This is a genomic window from Pseudomonas sp. TMB3-21 (assembly GCF_054898145.1).
In genome coordinates this window covers 2,411,243-2,432,997 of the sequence record NZ_CM142718.1, presented here as the reverse complement: position 1 = coordinate 2,432,997, position 21,755 = coordinate 2,411,243, and the positions used below count along the sequence as shown (strand labels likewise).

Sequence of the window (21,755 nt, the reverse complement as noted above, 5' to 3'; positions counted from 1 at the left end):
CAGAGCGGACGTATGTCCGCCCTGCATTATGGGAGGACTGGAGATCAGCAGCAGCCGAGCACGGTGCACTGCAGAGTGCCGGACGAAACCACGGTACAAATAGCGGCACCGCTTTCCATATCCGCGCTTGCGGAACTTACATAAGCTTCAAATTCGGCATCCAACTCTCCGGACAGATCCATGATTTGCTCTTGCATGTCGTTCTCCTGATAATTTCTTTAGATGCCTTTGTTGGCACGCACAAAAAGTACCACCACTTGCTGATCTAATCCGCTTATCAAATAAAACAAAATGTGAGATCACACAGGCAACTAGGCGCCATCACAAACCTTGCAACACAAGTGCATTAGGAACCGTTAAAAACAAGGTAATCCGAAGGGAGTGCTTCACCAAACATGAATACAGATTTGTTCCCTCAGCCAACTAACACGTTTATGGAAATACCCGGCCGGCCCGAAGCCAACCAGGTGATCTTGATTAATCCGACGCCACCCGCGCAAACCCTTCGCGAATCTTCTCTTCCGGCAGATCATCGGCAATGAACACGATCACGCTTTCGCGCGTTTCGTCGTCGGCCCATTCGGTATCCCAGTCGAAACCGTAAAGTTTCAGCACGCCTTGGAACACCATCCGCCGTGGCTCGCCGGCGATGCTCAAAACGCCCTTGTAGCGCAGCAATTGCTTGCCATGTTCTTCCAGCAGTTCATTCATGAACTCGCTGAGCTTGTCGATATCCAGCGGCTTATCGGTGCGCAACACCAGGCTGGAGATGCGGTCGATGGAAGGCGCAGTGCTGACCGGACGCAGGCTCATGCCGCCGCCCAGGTCGGCATTCAGGTTGAACCCGCGCACATCGAGCATTTGCGCCAGATCGATGTTGCCATGATCGACGGTGTGAATGGGTGCGCGCCGGTTGATGCGGGCCAGGCGCTCACTCAACGCGGTAAAGGTTGGCTCATCGACCAGATCACGTTTGCTCACCAGCAAGCGGTCGGCGAAACCGATCTGCGCCTGGGCGATGGTCTGGGTCAGGTGAACGTCGGCGTGGGCCGCGTCGACCAAGGTGATGATGCCGTCGAGGATGTAGCGCTCGCGCAGCTCTTCATCAATGAAAAATGTCTGGGCCACCGGCGCCGGGTCGGCAAGGCCGGTGCACTCGATCACCAACCGGTCGAAGGCGATTTCGCCGCTGTCGAGGCGCTCCAGCAACAGGTACAACGCCTTGGTCAAGTCGGTGTGGATGGTGCAGCAGACGCAGCCGTTGGACAGCGTCATTACCTGCACCGGCTCGTCGCCCAAAAGTTGGGTATCAATGCCGGCGTCGCTGAATTCATTTTCGATCACGGCGATTTTCAGGCCGTGCTCGGCTTTCAGCAGGTGCCGCAGCAGCGTCGTTTTACCAGCGCCGAGGAAACCGCTGAGGATCGTGACCGGGATGGGAGAGGACAAAGCTGGATCTCCTGGCTTAAAAAATTTAAGTATCAACACAAAACAAATGTGGGAGCCAGCCTGCTGGCGATGGCGGACTGTCAATCAACAGTGATGTTGAATGTTCAGCCGCTATCGCGAGCAGGCTAGCTCCCACAGGGATTGCTGTTAACCCGGAAACCGGATCAACAGCATTTCGGCCCACCCTTGCCACCGTAACGTGCTTCCTGGCGTTCGCGGAAGAACATCTCGTAGCTCATCACCGGTTTGTCCGGGTGGTTGGTTTGCATGTGCTCGACGTAATTGTCGTAGTCGGGCATGCCGACCATCAGGCGTGCGGCCTGACCGAGGTATTTACCGAGGCGACTCAGGTCATTGAACATGCTGCATTCCTCGCTTACGCATCCGGCAGCGCCTGAAATGGCGCTTCTTTATCCGTACGTTCCTTGGTACCCCAGGCGGCGATGCCGACTTTGAGGGCAAAGAACAGGATGCTGAAGACCACGAACAGGAACAGCGCCGTCAGCGTGGCATTGGTGTAGGCGTTGAAGATCACGTGCTGCATCTGATCGATGTTCTTGGCCGGAGCCAGGATCTGACCATTGGCCAGCGCATCACTGTATTTTTTCGCCAGCGACAGGAAGCCGATCGCCGGATTGGCGTCGAACAACTTGATGAAGCCTGCAGTAGTGGTGCAGATCAGCAACCACACGGCGGGCAGCATGGTCACCCAGATGTAGCGCTGACGCTTCATTTTGATCAATACAACCGTCGCGAGCATCAGTGCGATACCGGCCAGCATCTGGTTGGAGATGCCGAACAACGGCCACAAGGTATTGATGCCACCCAACGGATCGATCACGCCCTGATACAACAACCAGCCCCACATCGTCACACAACCGGCGGTGGCGATCAGGTTGGCGGTCCAGGATTCGGTGCGTTTCAGTGCAGGCACGAAAGAACCGAGCAGGTCCTGCAGCATGAAACGGCCGGCCCGGGTACCGGCGTCGACGGCCGTCAGAATGAACAGCGCTTCGAACAGAATCGCAAAGTGGTACCAGAACGCCATGGTGTTTTCACCCGGCAGGACACTGTGCAGAATCTGCGCAATACCGACCGCCAGGGTCGGCGCACCACCGGCACGGGCCAGGATGGTGGTTTCACCGATGTCCTTGGCCACCGCTTCCAGCGCTTCCGGGGTGATCGCAAAGCCCCAACTGCTGACCGTCTGCGCCACCGAGACCACATCACTGCCCACCACTGCGGCCGGGCTGTTCATGGCGAAGTACACGCCCGGTTCAATCACCGATGCGGCCACCATCGCCATGATTGCAACGAAAGATTCCATCAGCATGCCGCCGTAGCCGATGTAACGGGCATTGACCTCGTTATCCAGCAGTTTGGGCGTAGTGCCGGAGGAGATCAGCGCATGGAAGCCGGAAACCGCGCCACAGGCGATGGTGATGAACAGGAACGGGAACAGACCGCCCTTCCACACCGGCCCGGTACCGTCGATGAACTGCGTCACTGCCGGCATTTTCAGCTCGGGCATGGTCACCAGAATGCCGATCGCCAGAGCGATGATCGTGCCGATTTTGAGGAAAGTCGACAGGTAGTCGCGCGGTGCCAGAATCAGCCAAACCGGCAACGAGGCCGCCACGAAACCGTAGCCGACCAGCATCCAGGTAATCTGCACGCCCGTGAAGGTGAACGCTTTGGCCCACACCGGATCGGCGGCAATCTGCCCGCCCAGCCAGATCGAACCCAACAGCAGCAGCACGCCAACGATGGAGATCTCACCGATGCGGCCCGGGCGGATGTAGCGCATGTAAATGCCCATGAACATGGCAATCGGGATCGTCGCCATCACGGTGAAGATGCCCCACGGGCTTTCCGCCAGCGCTTTCACCACGATCAGCGCCAGCACCGCGAGGATGATAATCATGATCAGGAAGCAGCCGAACAGCGCGATGGTGCCGGGAATACGGCCCATTTCTTCACGGACCATGTCGCCCAGCGAACGGCCGTTGCGGCGCGTAGAGAGGAACAGGATCATGAAATCCTGTACCGCACCGGCCAGCACCACGCCGGCGATCAGCCAGAGCGTGCCGGGCAAATAGCCCATTTGCGCTGCCAGCACCGGCCCGACCAAAGGCCCGGCGCCTGCGATGGCGGCGAAGTGGTGACCGAACAGAATGTGTTTGTTGGTCGGGACATAGTCCAGGCCGTCATTGTTGAGCACGGCGGGAGTTGCCCGACGTGAATCGAGTTGCATCACGTTGTTGGCGATAAACAGACTGTAGTAACGATACGCCACCAGATAAATGGCCACCGCAGCGACCACAATCCACAAGGCGTTGATCGCCTCGCCCCGACGCAACGCCACTACGCCCAGGGCGCACGCTCCCACGATTGCCAGCAGCAGCCAGGGTAAATGGCGTACCAGGCTATTATTATTTTTCATTTTAGGATTCCAGCCAGAGTGGACAAGAAAGACAGCCATCCCGAGTTTAGCTCGCCTGACGATAAAGGCCATAGTCAGACGTTAGGCGCATGTCCGGGTGGTGCTGGCAGTTGTCGGTGATGCAGGTCTATAGTCAGTGCACACCTTGAGGATTGCGCCATGAGCGAACAACCTGCCGATCGACGCCGCTTCAAACGTATCGCGTTCGATGCCCGAACCGAGTTGATTCAGGGGGAGCAGACCTGGCCTGTGCGACTGATCGATTTGTCGCTGAAGGGTTTGCTCATCAAAAAGCCTGAACCTTGGGAGGGCGATCCGGAGAATGATTTTTTTGTCGACATTCATCTGAGCAAAGACGTCGACATAAAAATGGAGGTGCACCTGACCCATGACGACAACGGGCAACTGGGTTTTGTCTGCCGTCACATCAGTCTGGAGTCCATTGAGCTTCTACGGCGCCTTATAGAGTTCAACCTCGGAGATCCCGAAGAGCTGGAGCGCGAGTTGGGCGCCTTGATAGAAGTGTGACCAACACCGCCGTCTACTGTGGGAGTGAGCCTGCTCGCGATGGCGCCGGCACCTTCAAGCCAAATGTGTCAGTCCAACCGCTTTCGCGAGCAGGCTCGCTCCCACAGGGTTCGATTCAGTTGCAGCGTTTATTCGAACAGCGCATCCAGCGCCTGTTCCAGACGCGTCACCGCAATAATCTGCAAACCCGGCGGCGCTTCCTTCGGCGCATTGCCCTTGGGCACGATGGCCCGCTTGAAGCCGTGCTTGGCGGCTTCTTTCAGACGCTCCTGACCGCTCGGCACCGGGCGCACCTCGCCGGACAACCCGACCTCACCGAACACCAGCAAATCATGTGGCAACGGCCGGTTACGCAAACTGGACATGACCGCCGCCATCAGCGCCAGGTCCGACGCCGTTTCCAATACCTTCACACCACCGACCACGTTGAGAAACACGTCCTGATCGTGAGTCGGAATGCCGCCGTGACGGTGCAGCACCGCCAGCAGCATCGCCAGGCGATTCTGGTCCAGCCCCAGCGTGACCCGGCGCGGATTGGCCAAATGACTGTCATCGACCAGTGCCTGAACTTCCACCAGCATCGGCCGCGTGCCTTCCCACGTCGCCATGACCACACTACCCGGCACTTCTTCCTGCGCCCGTGTCAGAAAAATCGCCGAGGGGTTGGACACTTCTTTCAAGCCCTTGTCGGTCATACCGAACACGCCCAATTCGTTGACCGCACCGAACCGGTTCTTCACCGCCCTCAGTAGCCGCAAACGCCCATCGGACTCGCCTTCGAAATACAGCACCGTGTCGACCATGTGCTCCAACACTCGCGGCCCGGCCAATGCGCCTTCTTTAGTCACGTGGCCGACCAGGAAGATGGCCGTGCCGCTCTGCTTGGCGTAACGCACCAGCAGCGCCGCGCTCTCCCGAACCTGGGACACGCCGCCCGGCGCCGATTGCAGTTGTTCGGTAAAGATCGTCTGGATCGAATCGATGACCATGACCTTGGGCTTTTCGACACGGGCCGTGGCGATGATGGTTTCGATGCAGGTTTCGGTCATGACGCGCAGTTGGTCCTGCGGCAGCCCGAGACGTCGGGCGCGCATGGCCACTTGCTGTTGGGATTCTTCGCCGGTGACGTAAAGCGCCGGCATGCTCTTGGCCAGGTTGCACAAGGTTTGCAAGAGTATGGTTGACTTGCCGATGCCCGGATCACCGCCAATCAACACCACCGAGCCGTCCACCAGGCCGCCGCCAAGCACGCGATCAAGCTCGCTGGATGCCGTGGAAAACCGCGGGATTTCTTCGACGCTCACTTCAGCGAGCGTCTTGATTTGCGCCTGTTGACCGGTCCAGCCGGTGCGTCCGCTCGGGGATGCGGGGGCACCGCTTTCGATCATGGTCTCGGTCAGCGTGTTCCAAGCCCCGCACTCGCCGCACTGGCCCGCCCACTTGGGAAAAGTCGAACCGCACTCGGTGCAGCCGTACATGCGTTTGGCCTTGGCCATCTGAACTCCCGGCAAAAGCGCGATGATAGCTCAGCTGACCGGCATCGGTGCAGCGCACTCGGCAGACGGCCCGGGACGCGTTCGCCGGATTGCCGCCACCGGATAAACTTTTCAGCGCTGCTCCGGTCGACTGCTAGCTAACGATGTGAGCAGTTGTTTCGGGCAAGACCTGTTTTGCTGATTTACACTGCCTTACCAAACTCATCTGTAACAGGGAATAACCTTATGGGCGTGATAAGCGAGTTCAAGGCCTTCGCGGTCAAAGGCAACGTGGTCGACATGGCCGTCGGTATCATCATCGGCGCCGCGTTTGGCAAGATAGTTTCCTCATTTGTCGGTGATGTGGTCATGCCACCTCTCGGCCTGCTGATCGGTGGAGTGGACTTCAGCGATCTGGCGATTACGCTCAAGGCAGCCTCGGGCGATGCGCCCGCGGTGGTATTGGCCTACGGCAAGTTCATTCAGACAACCATTGACTTCATCATCGTCGCGTTCGCGATTTTCATGGGCGTGAAAGGTATCAATCGTCTAAAGCGCGAAGAAGCCGTCGCGCCAACCTTGCCACCGGTGCCAACCAAGGAAGAACTGCTGCTGGGCGAGATTCGCGATCTGTTGAAGGCACAAAATAATCAGCCACCACAGCTGTAATGAATTTCTAGAAAACAGGCGCCTACCCAGGCGCCTTTTTTCTACCAGTAAGTTTCTACGGCGACCTGCCCCGGCCGGCGACTCAGGCTCAGATTCAGGCCTCGCTGTTTGAGCATCTTTCGTGTGTCATCAATCATTTGCGGGTTACCGCACAACATGACGCGTGAGTGTTCTGGCGTGAGGGGCACGCCGGCAACGCGCTCCAGCTCGCCATTTTCGATCAGCGATGTAATACGGCCATTCAGGGTTTGCGGCCACACTTCGCGGGTGACCGTCGCGATGAATTGCAGCTTGTGCGCGTGCTCGGCCAGGTAGTCACGTTCTGCCAGCCCGGCGACAAGTTCCTGGTAAGCCAATTCTCGTCCCTCGCGCACGCTGTAAACAAGGATGATGCGCTCAAATTTCTCCCAGACTTCAAAGTCCTGCAAAATCGACAGAAACGGCGCTACGCCTGTTCCGGTCGACAATAACCAGAGATCGCGGCCATCGGCAAAACGGTCCAGCGTCAGGTAACCGAAGGCCTGGCGATCAACCAGCAATATATCGCCAACCCCGAGCCGATGCAGTTCACTGGTGAACTCTCCCCCGGGGACTACAATGGAAAAAAATTCGAGAAACTCGTCATAGGGTGAGGACACCATGGAATAGGCGCGCCAGACAGTGCTGCCGTCAGGTTTGGTAATTCCCAGTCGGGCAAACTGCCCTGCACGAAAACGAAAACCGGGATCGCGAGTGGTGCGCAGGGTAAACAGGGCAGGCGTCAACGGTTGAACGTCGGTCAATGTCTGGCGAGTGAATTTCTCGACGCTGGCAGTCATGGGGCGCTCCTTTGATTGAAGAAGTACAGTGTCCCGCAAACCCGCCCGGCTAAACACCGGTTGTTTGTAATGTCTTTAATAGTTGTACTATTTTCCTGTTGAACTTGTACAAATGATCCGGCCCGTGATTAGCTTTTCAATGATCCACTCAAAGTCTTTCCTAATAAATAAATATTAGCCTCATCATTCAAAGAAATTGATAGATGTATGGGCGAGGGTTATAGAACACATATTTAAATTTCAATTACGAAAATTTACTGAAATTCATCACCGTTGCGTAGGAAGAGTCCTACACTCAGCCACTCCTGGCATTGGATCCAGGAACCTGCAAGCTGACCAAAGGTTATGGAGACGGATGATGGAACAATGGAAAGAATCACAACTGAAACAGTTTTCAAGTACGACCGAAATTGATTCCGCTTATCGGAGTGCGGTGTGCTTTGCCAAAAATATTGGCTTCAATTACTTCGGATTTTCAACAACTTATCCCTCCAGAGATCATCAACCAAAGACAGTTAAATTCAATAATTATCCGACCAGTTGGAACCGCGAGTATGACCGAAACAAAATGCGCAACATTGATCCGGTAGTAGCGCATTGCAATCACTCAATGATGCCCATCCTGTGGACCGAAGACATGTTTTCAGACAGCCCGATTTTGTGGGATGCATTGAAAATGCACGGCCTGCAACACGGTTGGTCGCAAGCATTGCATGATGAAGAAAAGGGCTTGTGCAGCATCTTGAGTCTTGCACGCAGCCATTGCCCGATCACAGCTCTCGAGCTTTATGAGAATCTCGGATTTTCCGTATTCATGGCGCGGCATCTGCACGTACTGGTGGAACAATCGCTGCCCAAACACTGTGTCAAACAGGCTCTGCCGCGTCTTTCGGCGCGTGAGATAGACGTTTTGAACCTAGCGGCGACTGGCAAAACTGCCGAAGAGAGCGCCCGGATTCTTCACCTGAGCCCGCGCACCATTCATTTTCATACCCAGAGTGCGATCGAAAAACTCGGCGCCAAAAACAAGATCTCGGCAATCATTGTGGCGATGAAGGCCGGCCACTTGAGTGAAGCTTCGATCCGCTGACCGGTAAAAACCTGCGGGCAATCCGATGGAAAAAAACGTACCATTTGCGGTCCCTCCTGAGTGATGGCGTGAACTCCACGACGCAGTTCACCTGGACGGTCTCGCCCGCCACAGCGCCTCAGGGCCGCGGGATCCCTGTTGATTATCAGAGCTACCCGCCTCATGCCTTTGCTCGAAACACCTTTCGCCCGGCTCGACCTCATTCGCCAGCCTGAACAGCAGAACGAGCCTTTGCAGGCATTCGACGCGGCAGACGAGTACTTGCTCGGTCACCTGGCCGATCAAAATCCGAACGCAGACATGCGCGTGCTGGTGCTCAACGACAGTTTCGGCGCATTGGCGGTGAGCCTGTCGGGCAAGGTCCGGGTGACCAGCAGTGGCGACTCGATTCTGGCCTTGCAAGGACTGGAAAAAAATCTGCTGCGCAACGGATTGCCATTCGACGCGGTGCCGCACCTACCCGCCAGCGAAGCCATCGTCGGTCCGTTCGATCGGGTACTGATTCGCGTACCGAAAACCCTGGCGTTGCTGGAGGAGCAGTTGATACGGCTCCAGGGCCAACTGGCACCCGGCGCCCAAGTGATTGCTGCGGCGATGGTCAAGCATTTGCCACGGGCTGCAGGCGATTTGCTGGAGCGCTACATTGGCCCGGTGCAAGCTTCACTGGCGGTGAAAAAAGCCCGCCTGTTGATTGCCACCGTTGAGGCAAAGGCACCGGCTGCGTCCCCCTACCCCACTCGTTATAAGCTCGACGCGCCGCCGATTGAACTGATCAACCATGCCAACGTGTTTTGTCGCGAAGGGCTGGACATCGGCACGCGGGCCTTTCTCCCGCACCTGCCAGTCAACCTTGGCACGGCGCGGGTCGCCGACCTCGGTTGCGGCAATGGCGTATTGGCCATCGCCAGCGCGCTGCAAAACCCCGAAGCGCATTACACGCTGGTCGATGAATCATTCATGGCAGTGCAATCCGCTGTCGAGAACTGGCAGGCGGCGTTGGGTGATCGAGAAGTGACCGTGCGTGCCGGCGATGGTCTGGCCGGGCAGGAACCGCAGTCGCTGGACGTCGTACTGTGCAACCCGCCATTTCATCAGCAGCAAGTGGTGGGCGACTTCCTCGCTTGGCGCATGTTCCAGCAAGCCCGCGAAGCGCTGGTAGTGGGCGGCGCCTTGTACATCGTCGGCAATCGCCACTTGGGTTACCACAGCAAGCTGGCGCGGTTGTTCCGTGGCGTCGAACAAGTAGCCGCCACGCCAAAATTCGTGATTCTGAAAGCGCGCAAGTAATCAGGTGCGAAAAAAAACCCTCCATCACAGGAGGGTTTGAGGACTGCGCCACAAGGCACAGAATGGGAACAGTTGAAGTGTTTCAGGGCGTGCTGAGGCCCGCAGCATTCATAAACATACGCATCAGAGTGGCGACGATGAACAGCGCTACCACGCTGCCGGTCCAGATCATCGCCAACCATCCAAGCCGCTGCCAGAGCGGCTTTTTTTCGGCCTCCTGGATGTCGTGCAGTGAAGGTTTGTTAGACATCTCGTTCATTCCTCTTCGAAGGTCGTTGGCGCCGTCGAGGACGCCATCGCGAGCAAGCACGGCTGACTAGTGATAACCATCTTCATGGGTAACCTTGCCGCGGAATACGTAGTAGCTCCAGAAGGTGTAACCCAGAATGAACGGGATGATGAACAGTGTACCTACCAGCATGAAACCCTGACTCTGCGGCGGCGCAGCAGCATCCCAGATTGAAATCGACGGCGGTATGATGTTTGGCCACAGGCTGATGCCGAGCCCGCTGTAGCCGAGGAAGATCAGCACCAACGTCAAGAGGAACGGCGTGTAATTGGCATGGCGCGCCACAGCGCGCAGCAGACCATACATCGTCACCAAAACCAGAATTGGCACCGGCAGGAACCAGAACAGATTTGGCAGGGTGAACCAGCGAGCGGCGATATCCGCGTGCGTCAGCGGCGTCCAGATACTGACGATACCGATGACTGCCAGCACCACAAACGCCAAAGGCCTGGCGATATCGTGCATCTGCTTCTGCAATTTGCCTTCGGTTTTCATGATCAACCAGGTGCAACCCAGCAAGGCATAGGCAACCACTAAAGCCACGCCGCAAAACAGTGTGAACGGCGTCAGCCAAGCCAGCGAGCCGCCGACGAATTGCCGGTTGGCCACCTCGAATCCGTCGATGAACGCGCCCAACGCAACACCCTGAAAGAACGTCGCCGCAATCGATCCGCCGATGAATGCCTTGTCCCACAAGTGGCGCTTTTCGTCCTTCGCCTTGAAGCGGAACTCGAACGCTACGCCGCGAAAGATCAAACCCATCAGCATGAAAATCAGCGGTAGGTACAACGCCGAAAGCACGACCGAATATGCCAGCGGAAACGCGCCGAACAACGCGGCGCCGCCCAGCACCAGCCAGGTTTCGTTACCGTCCCAGACCGGCGCCACCGTGTTCATCATCACGTCGCGGTCGGTTTTGCCTTTAACGAACGGGAAAAGAATCCCGATGCCCAGGTCAAAACCGTCCATGACTACGTACATCATGATGCCGAAGATAATAATAACGGCCCAGATCAGCGGAAGATCGATACCCATGATTCAAATCTCCTTGTTCAGGCTGATAGGGTCGTGCACGTCGCCTTCGCCGTTATCTTCATCGGCAGCCGAGAGTGGACGGGCCGGCGTACGCTTCTTGCCTGGGCCGCCGTCGTTGGTTTCCTTGCCCTCATCGGTGACCGGGCCTTTGCGCACCAGGCGCATCATGTAGCTCAGACCGGCGCCGAACAGGGCGAAATAGACCACCACAAACATGATCAGGGTGATGCTCATCTGCATGAAACTATGCCCGGACGATGCATCCGCCGTGCGCATCAACCCGTAAACCACCCACGGCTGACGGCCGATTTCGGTGGTAAACCAGCCAGCGAGAATTGCGATCAACCCGGACGGCCCCATCCACAGGGCCAGATAAAGGAAGGGCCGCGAGGTGTAGAGAGCGTCCCGTTTGCGCAGCCACAAGCTCCACAGACCGGTGAAGATCATCAGCATGCCCAGGCCGACCATGATCCGGAAGGACCAGAATACGATGGTCGAATTTGGCCGGTCTTCCGGCGGAAAGTCTTTAAGCGCGGGCACTTGTTTGTCCAGCGAGTGGGTCAGGATCAGGCTGCCGAGGTACGGAATTTCGACGGCATACTTGGTCCGCTCTTCTTTCATGTCAGGCCAGCCGAACAGGATCAACGGAGTCGGTTCGTCGCCGTGGTTTTCCCAGTGGCCTTCGATCGCCGCGATTTTCGCTGGTTGATGCTTGAGCGTGTTGAGGCCATGGAAGTCGCCGATCACGGCTTGAATCGGCGCGACGAGTAAGGCCATCCACATCGCCATCGACAGCATGGTGCGGATCGCCGGGTTGTCGCGACCGCGCAGCAAGTGCCAGGCCGCCGAGGAACCGACGAAGAATGCCGTTGCCACGAACGCAGCAGTCGCCATGTGTGCCAGGCGGTACGGGAACGACGGGTTGAAGATCACTGCAAACCAGTCGGTCGGGATGACCTGGCCATTGATGATCTCGAAGCCCTGCGGGGTCTGCATCCAGCTGTTGGACGCGAGAATCCAGAAGGTTGAAATCAGCGTGCCCACAGCGACCATGACGGTGGAGAAGAAGTGCAGGTTGCGCCCCACCTTGTTCCAGCCGAACAGCATGACACCGAGGAAACCGGCTTCGAGGAAGAAAGCGGTCAGCACCTCGTACGTCAACAATGGCCCGGTCACGGCACCGGCAAAGTCCGAGAAGCGGCTCCAGTTGGTGCCGAACTGATACGCCATCACCAACCCGGACACCACACCCATGCCGAAGTTGACGGCAAAGATCTTCGACCAGAAGTGATACAGATCGCGATAGGTGTTGTTGTTGGTTTTCAGCCACAGCCCCTCAAGCACCGCCAGGTAACTCGCCAGACCAATGGTGATGGCCGGGAACAGGATGTGAAACGAGATGGTGAACGCGAACTGGATTCGGGCGAGATCGAGCGCCTCCAAACCGAACATAAGTCTTCCTCTGTCAGGTAATACCGGCTGAAGGCTTGTGGCCTGCACCCACTGCCCCCACGGATATGGAGTGTGGCGAATTCGAATTCGTTCTTTTTTTACCAACATCACAACGTAGGGAGTCTGGCCATTTGGCCGCCGGATCAAATCCTGGTGCGGTTTTGATCTGGATCAAGCAACGATGAAAGAGTAGTCCGAATTTCGACGATGGACGGTGTGGTCTATTGCCGCGTGACAGGTTGCCTCATCAACGGGGATGGAACTGTGCAGCAGCTGCCTTCGGCGTTTGGTCATCAAATGCGCTGCGCTCGCAACTTCTGGTTACAGGTTGGTGATAATGTCGCCCTTTCCTTCATTCAGATTGACCGTCGATGCCCAGCCAAGCGCCGTTGCTGTTACGTCATCACCGCCCATTTATTGCGTTCTGGCTGGCCAGGGTATTCACCGCCAGTGGCTTTCAAATGCTTACGGTCGCCATTGGCTGGAACCTTTATCAACTGACCGGCAACGTGCTCGACCTCGGCCTGGTCGGGCTGGTCGAATTTGCCCCGCGTGTTCTGTTCATGCTGCACACCGGGCATGTGGCGGACCGTTACGACCGGCGCAAGGTCGCGGCCATCTGCCAGTCGCTGCAAGCCTTGATCGCCCTGTCGCTGGCGATCGGCAGCGCGACCGATAACGTCACGCGTGAAATGATCTTCATCCTCGCCTTCCTGCTGGGCGCCGCGCGATCCTTCGAGATGCCGACTACGCAGGCCCTGTTACCGAGCATCGTGCCCAAAGCGCTGTTTCCTCGCGCTGTCGCTGCCGCTCAATCGGCGCAGCAATCGGCAACCATCGTCGCCCCGGCACTCGGTGGTTTGCTCTATGCCTTCGGTAGCGTGTGGGTTTACGGCCCGACGGTGATCCTCTACGTGATTGCCTGCCTGTTGATGCTCAACCTGCCCGCGCGGCAAACACCTTTAAACAAAGGCAAAGCGACGCTGGATTCGTTGCTCGCAGGCATCCGCTTCATCCGCAGCCGCCCGGACATTCTCGGGGCGATTTCCCTTGACCTGTTTGCCGTGTTGCTCGGCGGCGCGACGGCGCTGCTGCCGGTGTTCGCCAAGGACATTCTGCTGACCGGGCCATGGGGGTTGGGCCTGTTGCGCTCGGCGCCGGCCGTTGGCGCGCTGTTGATGTCGCTGTGGCTGGCGCGTTTTTCGGTGGATCGACAGGTCGGGCGCGTAATGTTTACCGCCGTAGGCGTGTTCGGCGTCGCGACAATCGCCTTCGGCCTGTCAACGTCGTTCTGGTTTTCCCTGGCGGTGCTGGTGGTGTTGGGTGCGGCCGACATGATCAGCATGGTGATCCGCGCCTCGTTTGTGCAACTGGAAACCCCGGACGAAATGCGCGGCCGGGTCAGCGCCGTGAACGGTCTGTTCATCGGCGCTTCCAATCAGTTGGGCGAATTTGAATCGGGCGTGACCGCGCACTGGTTCGGCACGGTCCCGGCAGTGGTGATGGGCGGCATCGGCACGCTGGTGGTCACCGGGGTCTGGATCAAATTGTTCCCGACCCTGGCCAACCGCGACCGCATGCACGAGCCGCTTGAGGAAGTGAAAGCCTAGAGCAGCTTGTCCAGGGTGATCGGGAAGTCCCGCACCCGTTTACCAGTGGCGTGATAGATCGCGTTGGCCACCGCTGCCGCCACCCCGACGATGCCGATTTCGCCAACACCTTTGGAGCCCAGGGCATTGACGATTTCGTCGTGTTCTTCGACGAACAGCACATCGATGTCGCCAATGTCCGCGTTCACCGGGATGTGGTACTCGGCCAGGCTGTGGTTCATGTGGCGGCCCAGCGTGTGATCGGTCTGCGTTTCTTCGTGCAGTGCCATACCAATGCCCCAGACCACACCGCCGAGGATCTGGCTGCGCGCCATCTTCGGATTGACCACCCGACCGGCCGCGATCGCGCTGACCACCCGGTTGACCTTCACCGTGCCCAGGTGCTCATCCACCAGCACCTCGACAAACACCGCCGAATGGGTGGCCGTTGCATAGGCATCGCGCTTCTTGTCCGGCTCGGCATCGACCTGCACTTCGACCTTCTCATCCCCGCTATTGCGGGCAAGCTCGGCCAGGGCGATGCGCGCGTCTGCGAACGTCAGCATGCCGTCTTCAAACACTGCTTGCTCCGAGGTTACAGCGCTGAAGGCCGGCGAGGTTTGCCGCGCCACCGCCAGTAACTTTTCCTTCAACGCTTCGCAAGCCTGCTGCACGGCCGTACCGACCGAGGACACGGTGAACGAGCCACCCTGCAATGGCGCCGTCGGCAACGACGAATCGCCGAGGACAAAAGTGACGTTCTCCACGGCAACACCTGAGGCCTGCGCGGCGATTTGCGTCATCACCGTGTAAGTCCCGGTGCCGATGTCCGTCGTCGCGCTGCTGACGGTCAGTTTACCATTCTGATCAAGACTGGCCTTGGCACTGGCCTTTTGTTGCATGGCCTCCCAAACACCGCCGGCCATGCCCCAGCCAACCAGTTGATGGCCCTGACGCATACTGCGCGGTTCAGGGTCACGCTGATCCCAGCCGAAGCGCTTGGCGCCTTGCGCATAGCACTCACGCAGCTCTTTGCTGGAATAGGGTTTGTCTTCGTTCTGATTGCGTTCGGCATAATTGACCAAGCGCAATTGCACCGGGTCGATCGCCAAGGCGCAGGCCAGTTCGTCCATAGCGCATTCCAGACCGATCAACCCCAGCGCCGCGCCCGGGGCGCGCATGTCCAAGGGGGTGAAGACATCCAGGGGCACCAGTTTGTAAGTCAATTGCACGTTGTCGCAGTGGTAGAGCATGCCGCTCCACTCCACCACGTGTTCGGTAAAATCTTCAAAACGCGACGTCTGGCCGATGGCCGTGTGGCCGACCGCGAGCAAGCGGCCATTGGCGGCAGCGCCCAATTGCAGGCGCTGCAGCGTGCGAGGGCGATAGCCAAACGTAAACATCTGCTGGCGCGTCAGCGTCACACGCACCGAACGTTTCAGGTGCAACGCCGCCATCACCGCCAGCGGCAGTTGATATTGCGGACGCAAACCTGAGCCAAACGCGCCACCGACATAGGCGGCGAAAATTCTGACCTGTTGTTTCTCCAGACCGAAGACTTTCTGCACGTAAGACTGACAGTTCTGCGGGCCTTGGGTCTTGTCGTGAATATGCAAACTGCCGTCCGCTTGAAACAACACCGTACTGGCATGCGGTTCCATCGGATTGTGGTGCTCGATCGGCGTGCTGTAATTGAGGTCGAGACTCAACGCCGCCCCGGCAAACTCGGCCTGAAAATTCCCACGAGGTTCGGGCAATTCTGCAGGGGCCGGATGCGCTTCGTCCTGCAGCGTCAACAGATCAGTCTGATGGGGCTGGATTTCGTACTCGATCTTCACCAACGAGCCGGCGTAGCGCGCCAGTTCGAGATTGTCAGCCACCACCAGCGCCAGCGGTTGACCGCTGTACAGCACGCGGTCGTTGTACAACGGACGGAATGGCGAACCTTCCGCCGAATCGGCGTCGTCGTAGCTTTCATCGTAACTGGCGATTTTCGGCCGATTGGTGTGATCAATCACGGCGATCACGCCTGGCAGAGCCAGGGCCCGCGATGCATCAATGCTCACAACACGCCCATTGGCGATGGAACTCGACACCACGCTGCCGTGAAGCAGGCCTTCTTCGGGATACTCACCGGCATAGCGAGCCTGACCGGTTACTTTCAAGTGGCCGTCGACCCTGTCAAGAGGCTGGCCCATAGGTTTCGTGAGGGTATTCATCAGGCGTGGCCTCCCAGCGCGGCTTCGCTCAGGGCGCGGACGATGGCCCGGCGCGCCAGTTTCACTTTGAAAGCGTTGTGTTCCAGCGGTTCGGCGTTTTGCAGCAACGCGTCGGCAGCGGCGGCGAAGGTTTCTTCACTGACCGATTTACCCACCAGCCACCTTTCCACGTCCAGGTCGCGCCACGGCTTGTGCGCCACGCCGCCCAGTGCCAATCGCGCCTCACCAATGACCGATCCGCTGATCTCCAGCGCGGCGGCCACCGAGACCAGCGCGAACGCGTAAGACGCCCGGTCACGAATCTTCAGGTAATGACTGTTTGCGGCAAAGCCAGCAGCGGGCAGTTCTACGGCGGTGATCAGCTCATCATCAGCCAACTGGTTATCGCGTTCGGGCGAATCACCGGGCAAACGATGGAAGTCGGCGAACTCGATGGTCCGCGCGCCGGCCGGTCCCTGAACATGAACCACTGCACCCAGCGCGGCCAGCGCCACACACATGTCGGACGGATGAGTGGCAACGCATTGCGCACTCGCACCGAGGATGGCGTGAATCCGGTTCAGCCCGTCTCGCGCCGGGCAACCGCTGCCCGGTTCGCGCTTGTTGCAGGGCACGTTCGCGTCGTAGAAGTAATAGCAGCGTGTGCGTTGCAGCAAGTTGCCGCCGGTGCTGGCCATGTTGCGCAATTGCGGCGAAGCACCGGCGAGGATCGCTTGAGAGAGCAACGGGTAGCGCTGCTCGATCAACGGGTGCCAGGCCAGATCGGCATTGCTCACCAAGGCGCCGATCATCACCCCACCGCTGTCCGTCTCCGTCACGTCACGCAACGGCAGACTGGTGATGTCGATCAGGTGTTCCGGGCGAGCGATGTTTTCCTTCATCAAATCCAGCAGGTTGGTCCCGCCGGCGATGAAACGGGACGTGGGCCCGGCAAGATCAACGGCGCTCTGCACCGAATCCGGTTTGCTGTACTGGAAGGGATTCATTGCTCACCTCCTTGCCCGGCGCGTTGACGGCAGGCGGGAAGCGCCTCTTCGATGGCATCGCGAATATTGCTGTAGGCACCACAGCGGCACAGGTTGCCGCTCATCAGTTCCTTGATCTGCTCGGTTGTCTGCGCCCGCCCCTCATTGGCCAGTCCGACCGCAGAACAAATTTGCCCCGGCGTGCAATAACCGCACTGGAAGGCGTCGTGCTTGATGAAGGCCTGTTGCATCGGATGCAGTTGATCACCTTCAGCCAAGCCTTCAACCGTGGTCAATTCAGCTCCGTCACACATCACCGCCAGCGTCAGGCAGGCGTTCACCCGCTTGCCGTTGAGCAACACCGTGCAGGCACCGCACTGGCCGTGATCGCAGCCTTTCTTGGTGCCGATCAGGTCCAGTTGCTCACGCAGCAAGTCGAGCAATGTGGTCCAGGGCAGGACCTCAAGCTGACGCTCCTGGCCATTCAAAGTCAGTTTCAGCGGGTGGCGGACGAACGCCGGTTGCGCCACGTCGGGAGTGGTCACGCTCATAAACACCTCACGGTTGGTCGTATGTTCGCGGCGTTTTGGCAAACCGCCGTCATAAGGGGTACGACTTCGGGGGTTTGTGAGCGTTCAAGGGGATTGATAGGCGATATAAAACCTTAATGAAGCGCCAAACGTGCCATTCGCGGCCAAGCCGTTAGACCGGTAACTCCGCCGCCACCGTCGTCCGCGTGGCCTTGCCACACAGTTGCTCAACCAGCGTCAGGGCGAATTCCAGGGCTGCGCCGGAGCCTTGCGCGGTGATGCAGTTGCCATCGACCACCACCGGTTGGTCGACGAAATTGCAGCCTGAGAGTTGATGACTGGTGCTCGGCAGACAGGTCATGCGGCGCTGACGCAACACGCCAGAGGCTTGCAGCGCCAGCGCGGGTGCTTCGGCAATGCCGGCGAACAGGCGCCCGGCCGCCGCTTGATCCTTGATCAGTTGCTGCAAAGGTTGATGGGCCGCCAGATGCTGCGCGCCAACGGCACCGCCGGGCAGGACAATCAGGTCGAACGGTTGCGCGAGCAGATCCACCAGCATCGCGTCGGCAGTCAAGCGGGTGCCGCGGGCACAGGTCAGCATGCGCCGCCGCTCGATACTGGCGACCACCACTTCCACTTGTGCGCGGCGCAGCACGTCTATCAAGGTCACGGTTTGCAGGTCGTCGATGCCCTCGGCGAGGGTTATTAAAGCTCTAAAGGTCATGTGCGAAGGTCCACGGAATGATCTTTAGAGCGTAGTCAGCTTTCCAGACCCTTGTTCGGGTCCAGCCGTTACTTGATGTAAAGCTGCGTCGACATCGTATTGCCGGGGGCGTTGATCGACGTATTTCTGAACGTGAAAGTGCCCTCCTGCTTGCCCGCCAGATCGAGAACGTACAGATAACCGACAGTTTTCTTGCCGGCCGTGCATTCCGTCAGGTTGCCGTTATCAAATGCGCAGACCGGCGTTCGCGTGCCGTTGACTTCAAAACCGTCCAGGGCGACATGCGCCTTGCGGCCATAGCCGACCTCCAGCACGTAGACCTTGATGTTCGGCCCACCGTGATCGCAGCGCGTGCGTTCCTGTCCGGGCGTGATGTCTTCAAAACCGCAGGCCGGCGATTCGACCTTGAGCACCTTGAGCTGGCTCAACGCGCCCGCCGAGGCCGCTGACGCACTTGGCGCGCTCAGCAACAGGGCGAGCAACAGACCGAATCCGCCAAACAGACGCTTTTTCATGCACGACCCACTGTTCCGAAAACCAGCACGCAGTATGGCGCGTTTGGCTTTAACGCAAAACATCGACGACGAACGCAGCCATCAGCAGCCACAACCCCACGCTGCTGGTATGATGCGCGGCTTTTTCCGACCCACAGAAAATAACAGGCGCGATCAGTGCCCTGTGCTTTGCTGTTGAAGTCCATACATTCACGGCGCCGGGCGCGCCACGGGGAGCAGACATGCTGGAAAGGCTGTTTCAACTCAAGGCACACAACACCAACGTGCGCACCGAGATTCTTGCGGGCGTCACGACCTTCCTGGCCATGGCCTACATTTTATTCGTCAACCCGAGCATCCTCGGCGAGACCGGCATGGACAAAGGTGCGTTGTTCGTTGCGACGTGCCTGGCAGCCGCCATCGGCTCCGCAGTGATGGGCCTGATCGCCAACTACCCGATCGCCCTCGCGCCGGGCATGGGTCTGAACGCCTTTTTCACCTACACCGTCGTGTTGCACATGGGCCACACCTGGCAAGTGGCGCTGGGCGCGGTGTTCATCTCGGCGGTGCTGTTCTTTCTGTTGTCGATCTTTCGCATCCGCGAATGGATCATCAACAGCATTCCGTTGCCGCTGCGCTCGGCGATTGCCGCCGGTATTGGCCTGTTCCTCGCGTTGATCGCCCTGCACAACGCCGGCATCGTAGTCAGCAACCCCGCCACCATGGTCGGCCTCGGTGACCTGAAACAACCTGCGCCGATCCTCGCCACCGTGGGCTTTGCCCTGATCGTTGCACTGGAAGCGTTGAAGATTCGCGGCGCCGTGCTGATCGGCATTCTGGTGGTGACCATCGCTTCCATTGCGCTGGGCGTCACGCCGTTTGGCGGCGTGGTATCGATGCCGCCATCACTCGCGCCGACTTTCCTGCAACTGGACATCAAAGGTGCGCTGGACATCGGTCTGGTCAGCGTGATTTTCGCCTTCCTGTTCGTCGACCTGTTCGACAACTCCGGCACCTTGATCGGCGTTGCCAAACGCGCCGGGCTGATGGGCAAGGACGGTCACATGCCGAAAATGGGCCGCGCCCTGATCGCCGACAGCACCGCGGCCATGGCCGGCTCGCTGCTGGGCACATCGACCACCACCAGCTACATCGAATCCGCAGCCGGCGTCAGCGCCGGTGGCCGCACGGGGTTGACCGCCATCGTCGTAGCGGTTCTGTTCCTGCTGGCGTTGTTCTTCTCGCCATTGGCGGCCAGCGTTCCAGCCTTTGCCACAGCGCCGGCGTTGCTGTTCGTCGCGGTGTTGATGACTTCCGGCCTGGCCGAAATAGACTGGGACGACATCACCGTTGCGGCACCGGTCGTGGTCACTGCGCTGGCCATGCCGTTCACTTATTCCATCGCCAACGGCATCGCCTTCGGTTTCATCGCCTGGACCGCCATCAAGCTACTGTCCGGCCGCGCTCGTGAGCTCAATCCGGCGCTGGTGATTCTGTCGATTCTGTTTGTGATCAAGCTGGGTTGGTTCAACGCATGACTTTTGATTCTCAGGCTTACGCCGTTCAGCTCGAAGAAAAGGTCACGCGCCTGCGTGATCTGCTGGCGCCGTTCGATGCACCCGAGCCGGTGGTCTTTGACTCGCCGCTGCAAAACTTCCGCCTGCGTGCCGAATTCCGCCTGTGGCGCGAGGCCGGCGATCGCCACTACGCGATGTTTTCCCAGGAAGACAAACGTACGCCGATCCTCATCGAAGAATTCCCGATCGCCAGCCTGCGTATCAACGAGCTGATGCCCCAGTTGAAGGCGGCGTGGCAGGCCAGCGCGGCATTGAGCCACAAGTTGTTTCAAGTGGAGTTTCTAACCACGCTGGCCGGCGATGCGATGATCACACTGTGCTATCACCGCCCGCTTGACGAGCATTGGCACACGGCTGCTTCAAAGCTCGCAGCGGACCTGAACGTGAGCATCATCGGTCGCTCCAAGGGCAAGCGCGAAGTAATCGGCCACGACTATGTGGTCGAGCGGCTCGAAGTCGGCGGTCGCACCTTCAGCTATCGCCAACCGGAAGGCGCGTTCACCCAGCCCAACGGCACGGTGAATCAGAAGATGCTCAATTGGGCGTACGAAGCACTGGGCGATCGCACCGATGATTTGCTGGAGCTGTATTGCGGCAACGGCAACTTCACCCTGCCCCTCGCCACTCGTGTGCGCAAAGTGCTGGCGACTGAAATCAGCAAGACTTCAGTCAATGCGGCGCTGAGCAATCTCAGCGAAAACGCTGTGAAGAACGTGACGCTGGTGCGCTTGTCGGCCGAAGAGCTGACCGAAGCACTGAACGAAGTGCGCCCCTTCCGCCGCCTGCACGGCATCGACCTCAAGAGCTATGAGTTTGGCAGCGTCTTCGTCGACCCGCCGCGCGCCGGCATGGACCCGGACACCTGCGAACTGACGCGACGTTTCGATAACATTCTGTACATTTCCTGCAACCCGGAAACCCTGGCTGCCAATATTGCCCAACTGCACGACACCCACCGCATCACGCGCTGCGCGATGTTCGACCAGTTCCCATGGACCCATCACATGGAATCCGGGGTGTTGTTGACCCGGCGTTGATTGCCACTGAGTGAAACAAAACAGCCGTCACTGCGACGGCTTTTTTGTGGGTGTTCAAACAGTGCTATCTGGTTTGCGCGGGCGC

21 protein-coding genes are annotated in these 21,755 nt (G+C 58.7%); 7 read left to right on the top strand and 14 right to left on the bottom strand.

The window, feature by feature from the left end; all coding sequences use genetic code 11:
• Window positions 1-44 precede the first annotated feature (44 nt).
• From ACYZTS_RS11220 to ACYZTS_RS11205, 4 genes are all read right to left on the bottom strand, one after another.
• Window positions 45-197, bottom strand: a complete 153-nt coding sequence (locus ACYZTS_RS11220) for a hypothetical protein (RefSeq protein WP_461995904.1) — start codon at window positions 195-197, stop codon at window positions 45-47.
• Window positions 198-477: 280 nt separating this feature from the next.
• Window positions 478-1,449, bottom strand: coding sequence for a GTPase (gene yjiA, locus ACYZTS_RS11215; RefSeq protein ID WP_461995902.1), 972 nt, complete (start codon window positions 1,447-1,449; stop codon window positions 478-480).
• A 164-nt stretch (window positions 1,450-1,613) separates the two neighbouring features.
• Window positions 1,614-1,811 carry a YbdD/YjiX family protein gene (locus tag ACYZTS_RS11210; protein ID WP_028620750.1) on the bottom strand — a complete coding sequence of 66 codons (198 nt, stop codon included), beginning with the start codon at window positions 1,809-1,811 and terminating at the stop codon, window positions 1,614-1,616.
• A gap of 14 nt (window positions 1,812-1,825) precedes the next feature.
• A complete protein-coding gene (locus tag ACYZTS_RS11205; protein WP_461995900.1) occupies window positions 1,826-3,892 on the bottom strand; it encodes a carbon starvation CstA family protein in 2,067 nt (688 codons plus the stop codon).
• 159 nt (window positions 3,893-4,051) lie between these two features.
• Between ACYZTS_RS11205 and ACYZTS_RS11200 the strand changes: the two genes are divergently transcribed.
• Entirely contained in the window at window positions 4,052-4,420 is a 369-nt protein-coding gene (locus tag ACYZTS_RS11200) for a PilZ domain-containing protein (RefSeq protein ID WP_461995899.1), read from the top strand.
• Window positions 4,421-4,548: 128 nt separating this feature from the next.
• On the opposite strand, the gene radA is transcribed toward ACYZTS_RS11200, so the two are convergent.
• Window positions 4,549-5,916 carry a DNA repair protein RadA gene (gene radA / locus ACYZTS_RS11195; RefSeq protein WP_461995897.1) on the bottom strand — a complete coding sequence of 456 codons (1,368 nt, stop codon included), beginning with the start codon at window positions 5,914-5,916 and terminating at the stop codon, window positions 4,549-4,551.
• Window positions 5,917-6,141: 225 nt separating this feature from the next.
• On the opposite strand from radA, the gene mscL reads away from it, so the two are divergent.
• Window positions 6,142-6,564 (top strand): large-conductance mechanosensitive channel protein MscL, encoded by a 423-nt coding sequence (gene mscL, locus ACYZTS_RS11190; protein ID WP_461995896.1) that lies wholly within the window; start codon window positions 6,142-6,144, stop codon window positions 6,562-6,564.
• 41 nt (window positions 6,565-6,605) lie between these two features.
• Here mscL and ACYZTS_RS11185 read toward each other — a convergent pair whose 3' ends face one another.
• The gene (locus ACYZTS_RS11185) at window positions 6,606-7,382 is read right to left on the bottom strand and encodes a ferredoxin--NADP reductase (RefSeq protein WP_461995894.1); all 777 of its coding nucleotides are present in this window, start codon (window positions 7,380-7,382) and stop codon (window positions 6,606-6,608) included.
• A gap of 358 nt (window positions 7,383-7,740) precedes the next feature.
• Between ACYZTS_RS11185 and ACYZTS_RS11180 the strand changes: the two genes are divergently transcribed.
• Window positions 7,741-8,472 (top strand): autoinducer binding domain-containing protein, encoded by a 732-nt coding sequence (locus tag ACYZTS_RS11180; protein ID WP_461995892.1) that lies wholly within the window; start codon window positions 7,741-7,743, stop codon window positions 8,470-8,472.
• Between the two features lie 162 nt (window positions 8,473-8,634).
• Window positions 8,635-9,759, top strand: a complete 1,125-nt coding sequence (locus tag ACYZTS_RS11175) for a methyltransferase (RefSeq protein ID WP_028620757.1) — start codon at window positions 8,635-8,637, stop codon at window positions 9,757-9,759.
• Window positions 9,760-9,841: 82 nt separating this feature from the next.
• Here the strand turns inward: ACYZTS_RS11175 and ACYZTS_RS11170 are convergent, their stop codons facing one another.
• The 3 genes from ACYZTS_RS11170 to ACYZTS_RS11160 form a co-directional block, all read right to left on the bottom strand.
• Window positions 9,842-10,009 (bottom strand): DUF2474 domain-containing protein, encoded by a 168-nt coding sequence (locus ACYZTS_RS11170; protein WP_461995890.1) that lies wholly within the window; start codon window positions 10,007-10,009, stop codon window positions 9,842-9,844.
• Window positions 10,010-10,075: 66 nt separating this feature from the next.
• The gene (cydB, locus tag ACYZTS_RS11165) at window positions 10,076-11,083 is read right to left on the bottom strand and encodes a cytochrome d ubiquinol oxidase subunit II (protein ID WP_028620758.1); all 1,008 of its coding nucleotides are present in this window, start codon (window positions 11,081-11,083) and stop codon (window positions 10,076-10,078) included.
• Window positions 11,084-11,086: 3 nt separating this feature from the next.
• Entirely contained in the window at window positions 11,087-12,535 is a 1,449-nt protein-coding gene (locus ACYZTS_RS11160; protein WP_461995887.1) for a cytochrome ubiquinol oxidase subunit I, read from the bottom strand.
• A 371-nt stretch (window positions 12,536-12,906) separates the two neighbouring features.
• Here ACYZTS_RS11160 and ACYZTS_RS11155 point away from each other — a divergent pair, with 371 nt between their 5' ends.
• The gene (locus tag ACYZTS_RS11155; protein ID WP_028620760.1) at window positions 12,907-14,145 is read left to right on the top strand and encodes an MFS transporter; all 1,239 of its coding nucleotides are present in this window, start codon (window positions 12,907-12,909) and stop codon (window positions 14,143-14,145) included.
• Here the strand turns inward: ACYZTS_RS11155 and ACYZTS_RS11150 are convergent.
• From ACYZTS_RS11150 to ACYZTS_RS11130, 5 genes are all read right to left on the bottom strand, one after another.
• Complete coding sequence (locus tag ACYZTS_RS11150; RefSeq protein ID WP_461995886.1) at window positions 14,142-16,343, bottom strand: xanthine dehydrogenase family protein molybdopterin-binding subunit; 2,202 nt, start codon at window positions 16,341-16,343, stop codon at window positions 14,142-14,144. The genes ACYZTS_RS11155 and ACYZTS_RS11150 overlap by 4 nt on opposite strands.
• Entirely contained in the window at window positions 16,343-17,329 is a 987-nt protein-coding gene (locus ACYZTS_RS11145) for an FAD binding domain-containing protein (protein WP_461995884.1), read from the bottom strand. Before ACYZTS_RS11145 ends, ACYZTS_RS11150 begins: the two co-directional genes overlap by 1 nt.
• A complete protein-coding gene (locus ACYZTS_RS11140; protein ID WP_028620763.1) occupies window positions 17,326-17,859 on the bottom strand; it encodes a (2Fe-2S)-binding protein in 534 nt (177 codons plus the stop codon). The genes ACYZTS_RS11145 and ACYZTS_RS11140 overlap by 4 nt, the downstream gene beginning before the upstream one ends.
• 151 nt (window positions 17,860-18,010) lie before the next feature.
• Window positions 18,011-18,562: a DJ-1 family glyoxalase III gene (locus tag ACYZTS_RS11135; RefSeq protein WP_028620764.1), complete on the bottom strand. Its 552-nt coding sequence runs from the start codon at window positions 18,560-18,562 to the stop codon at window positions 18,011-18,013.
• A gap of 68 nt (window positions 18,563-18,630) precedes the next feature.
• Window positions 18,631-19,077 carry a DUF4879 domain-containing protein gene (locus tag ACYZTS_RS11130; protein ID WP_461995881.1) on the bottom strand — a complete coding sequence of 149 codons (447 nt, stop codon included), beginning with the start codon at window positions 19,075-19,077 and terminating at the stop codon, window positions 18,631-18,633.
• 221 nt (window positions 19,078-19,298) lie between these two features.
• Here ACYZTS_RS11130 and ACYZTS_RS11125 point away from each other — a divergent pair, with 221 nt between their 5' ends.
• Window positions 19,299-20,594: an NCS2 family permease gene (locus tag ACYZTS_RS11125; RefSeq protein ID WP_461995879.1), complete on the top strand. Its 1,296-nt coding sequence runs from the start codon at window positions 19,299-19,301 to the stop codon at window positions 20,592-20,594.
• A complete protein-coding gene (gene trmA, locus ACYZTS_RS11120) occupies window positions 20,591-21,670 on the top strand; it encodes a tRNA (uridine(54)-C5)-methyltransferase TrmA (RefSeq protein ID WP_461995877.1) in 1,080 nt (359 codons plus the stop codon). The genes ACYZTS_RS11125 and trmA overlap by 4 nt, the downstream gene beginning before the upstream one ends.
• Window positions 21,671-21,755 lie beyond the last annotated feature (85 nt).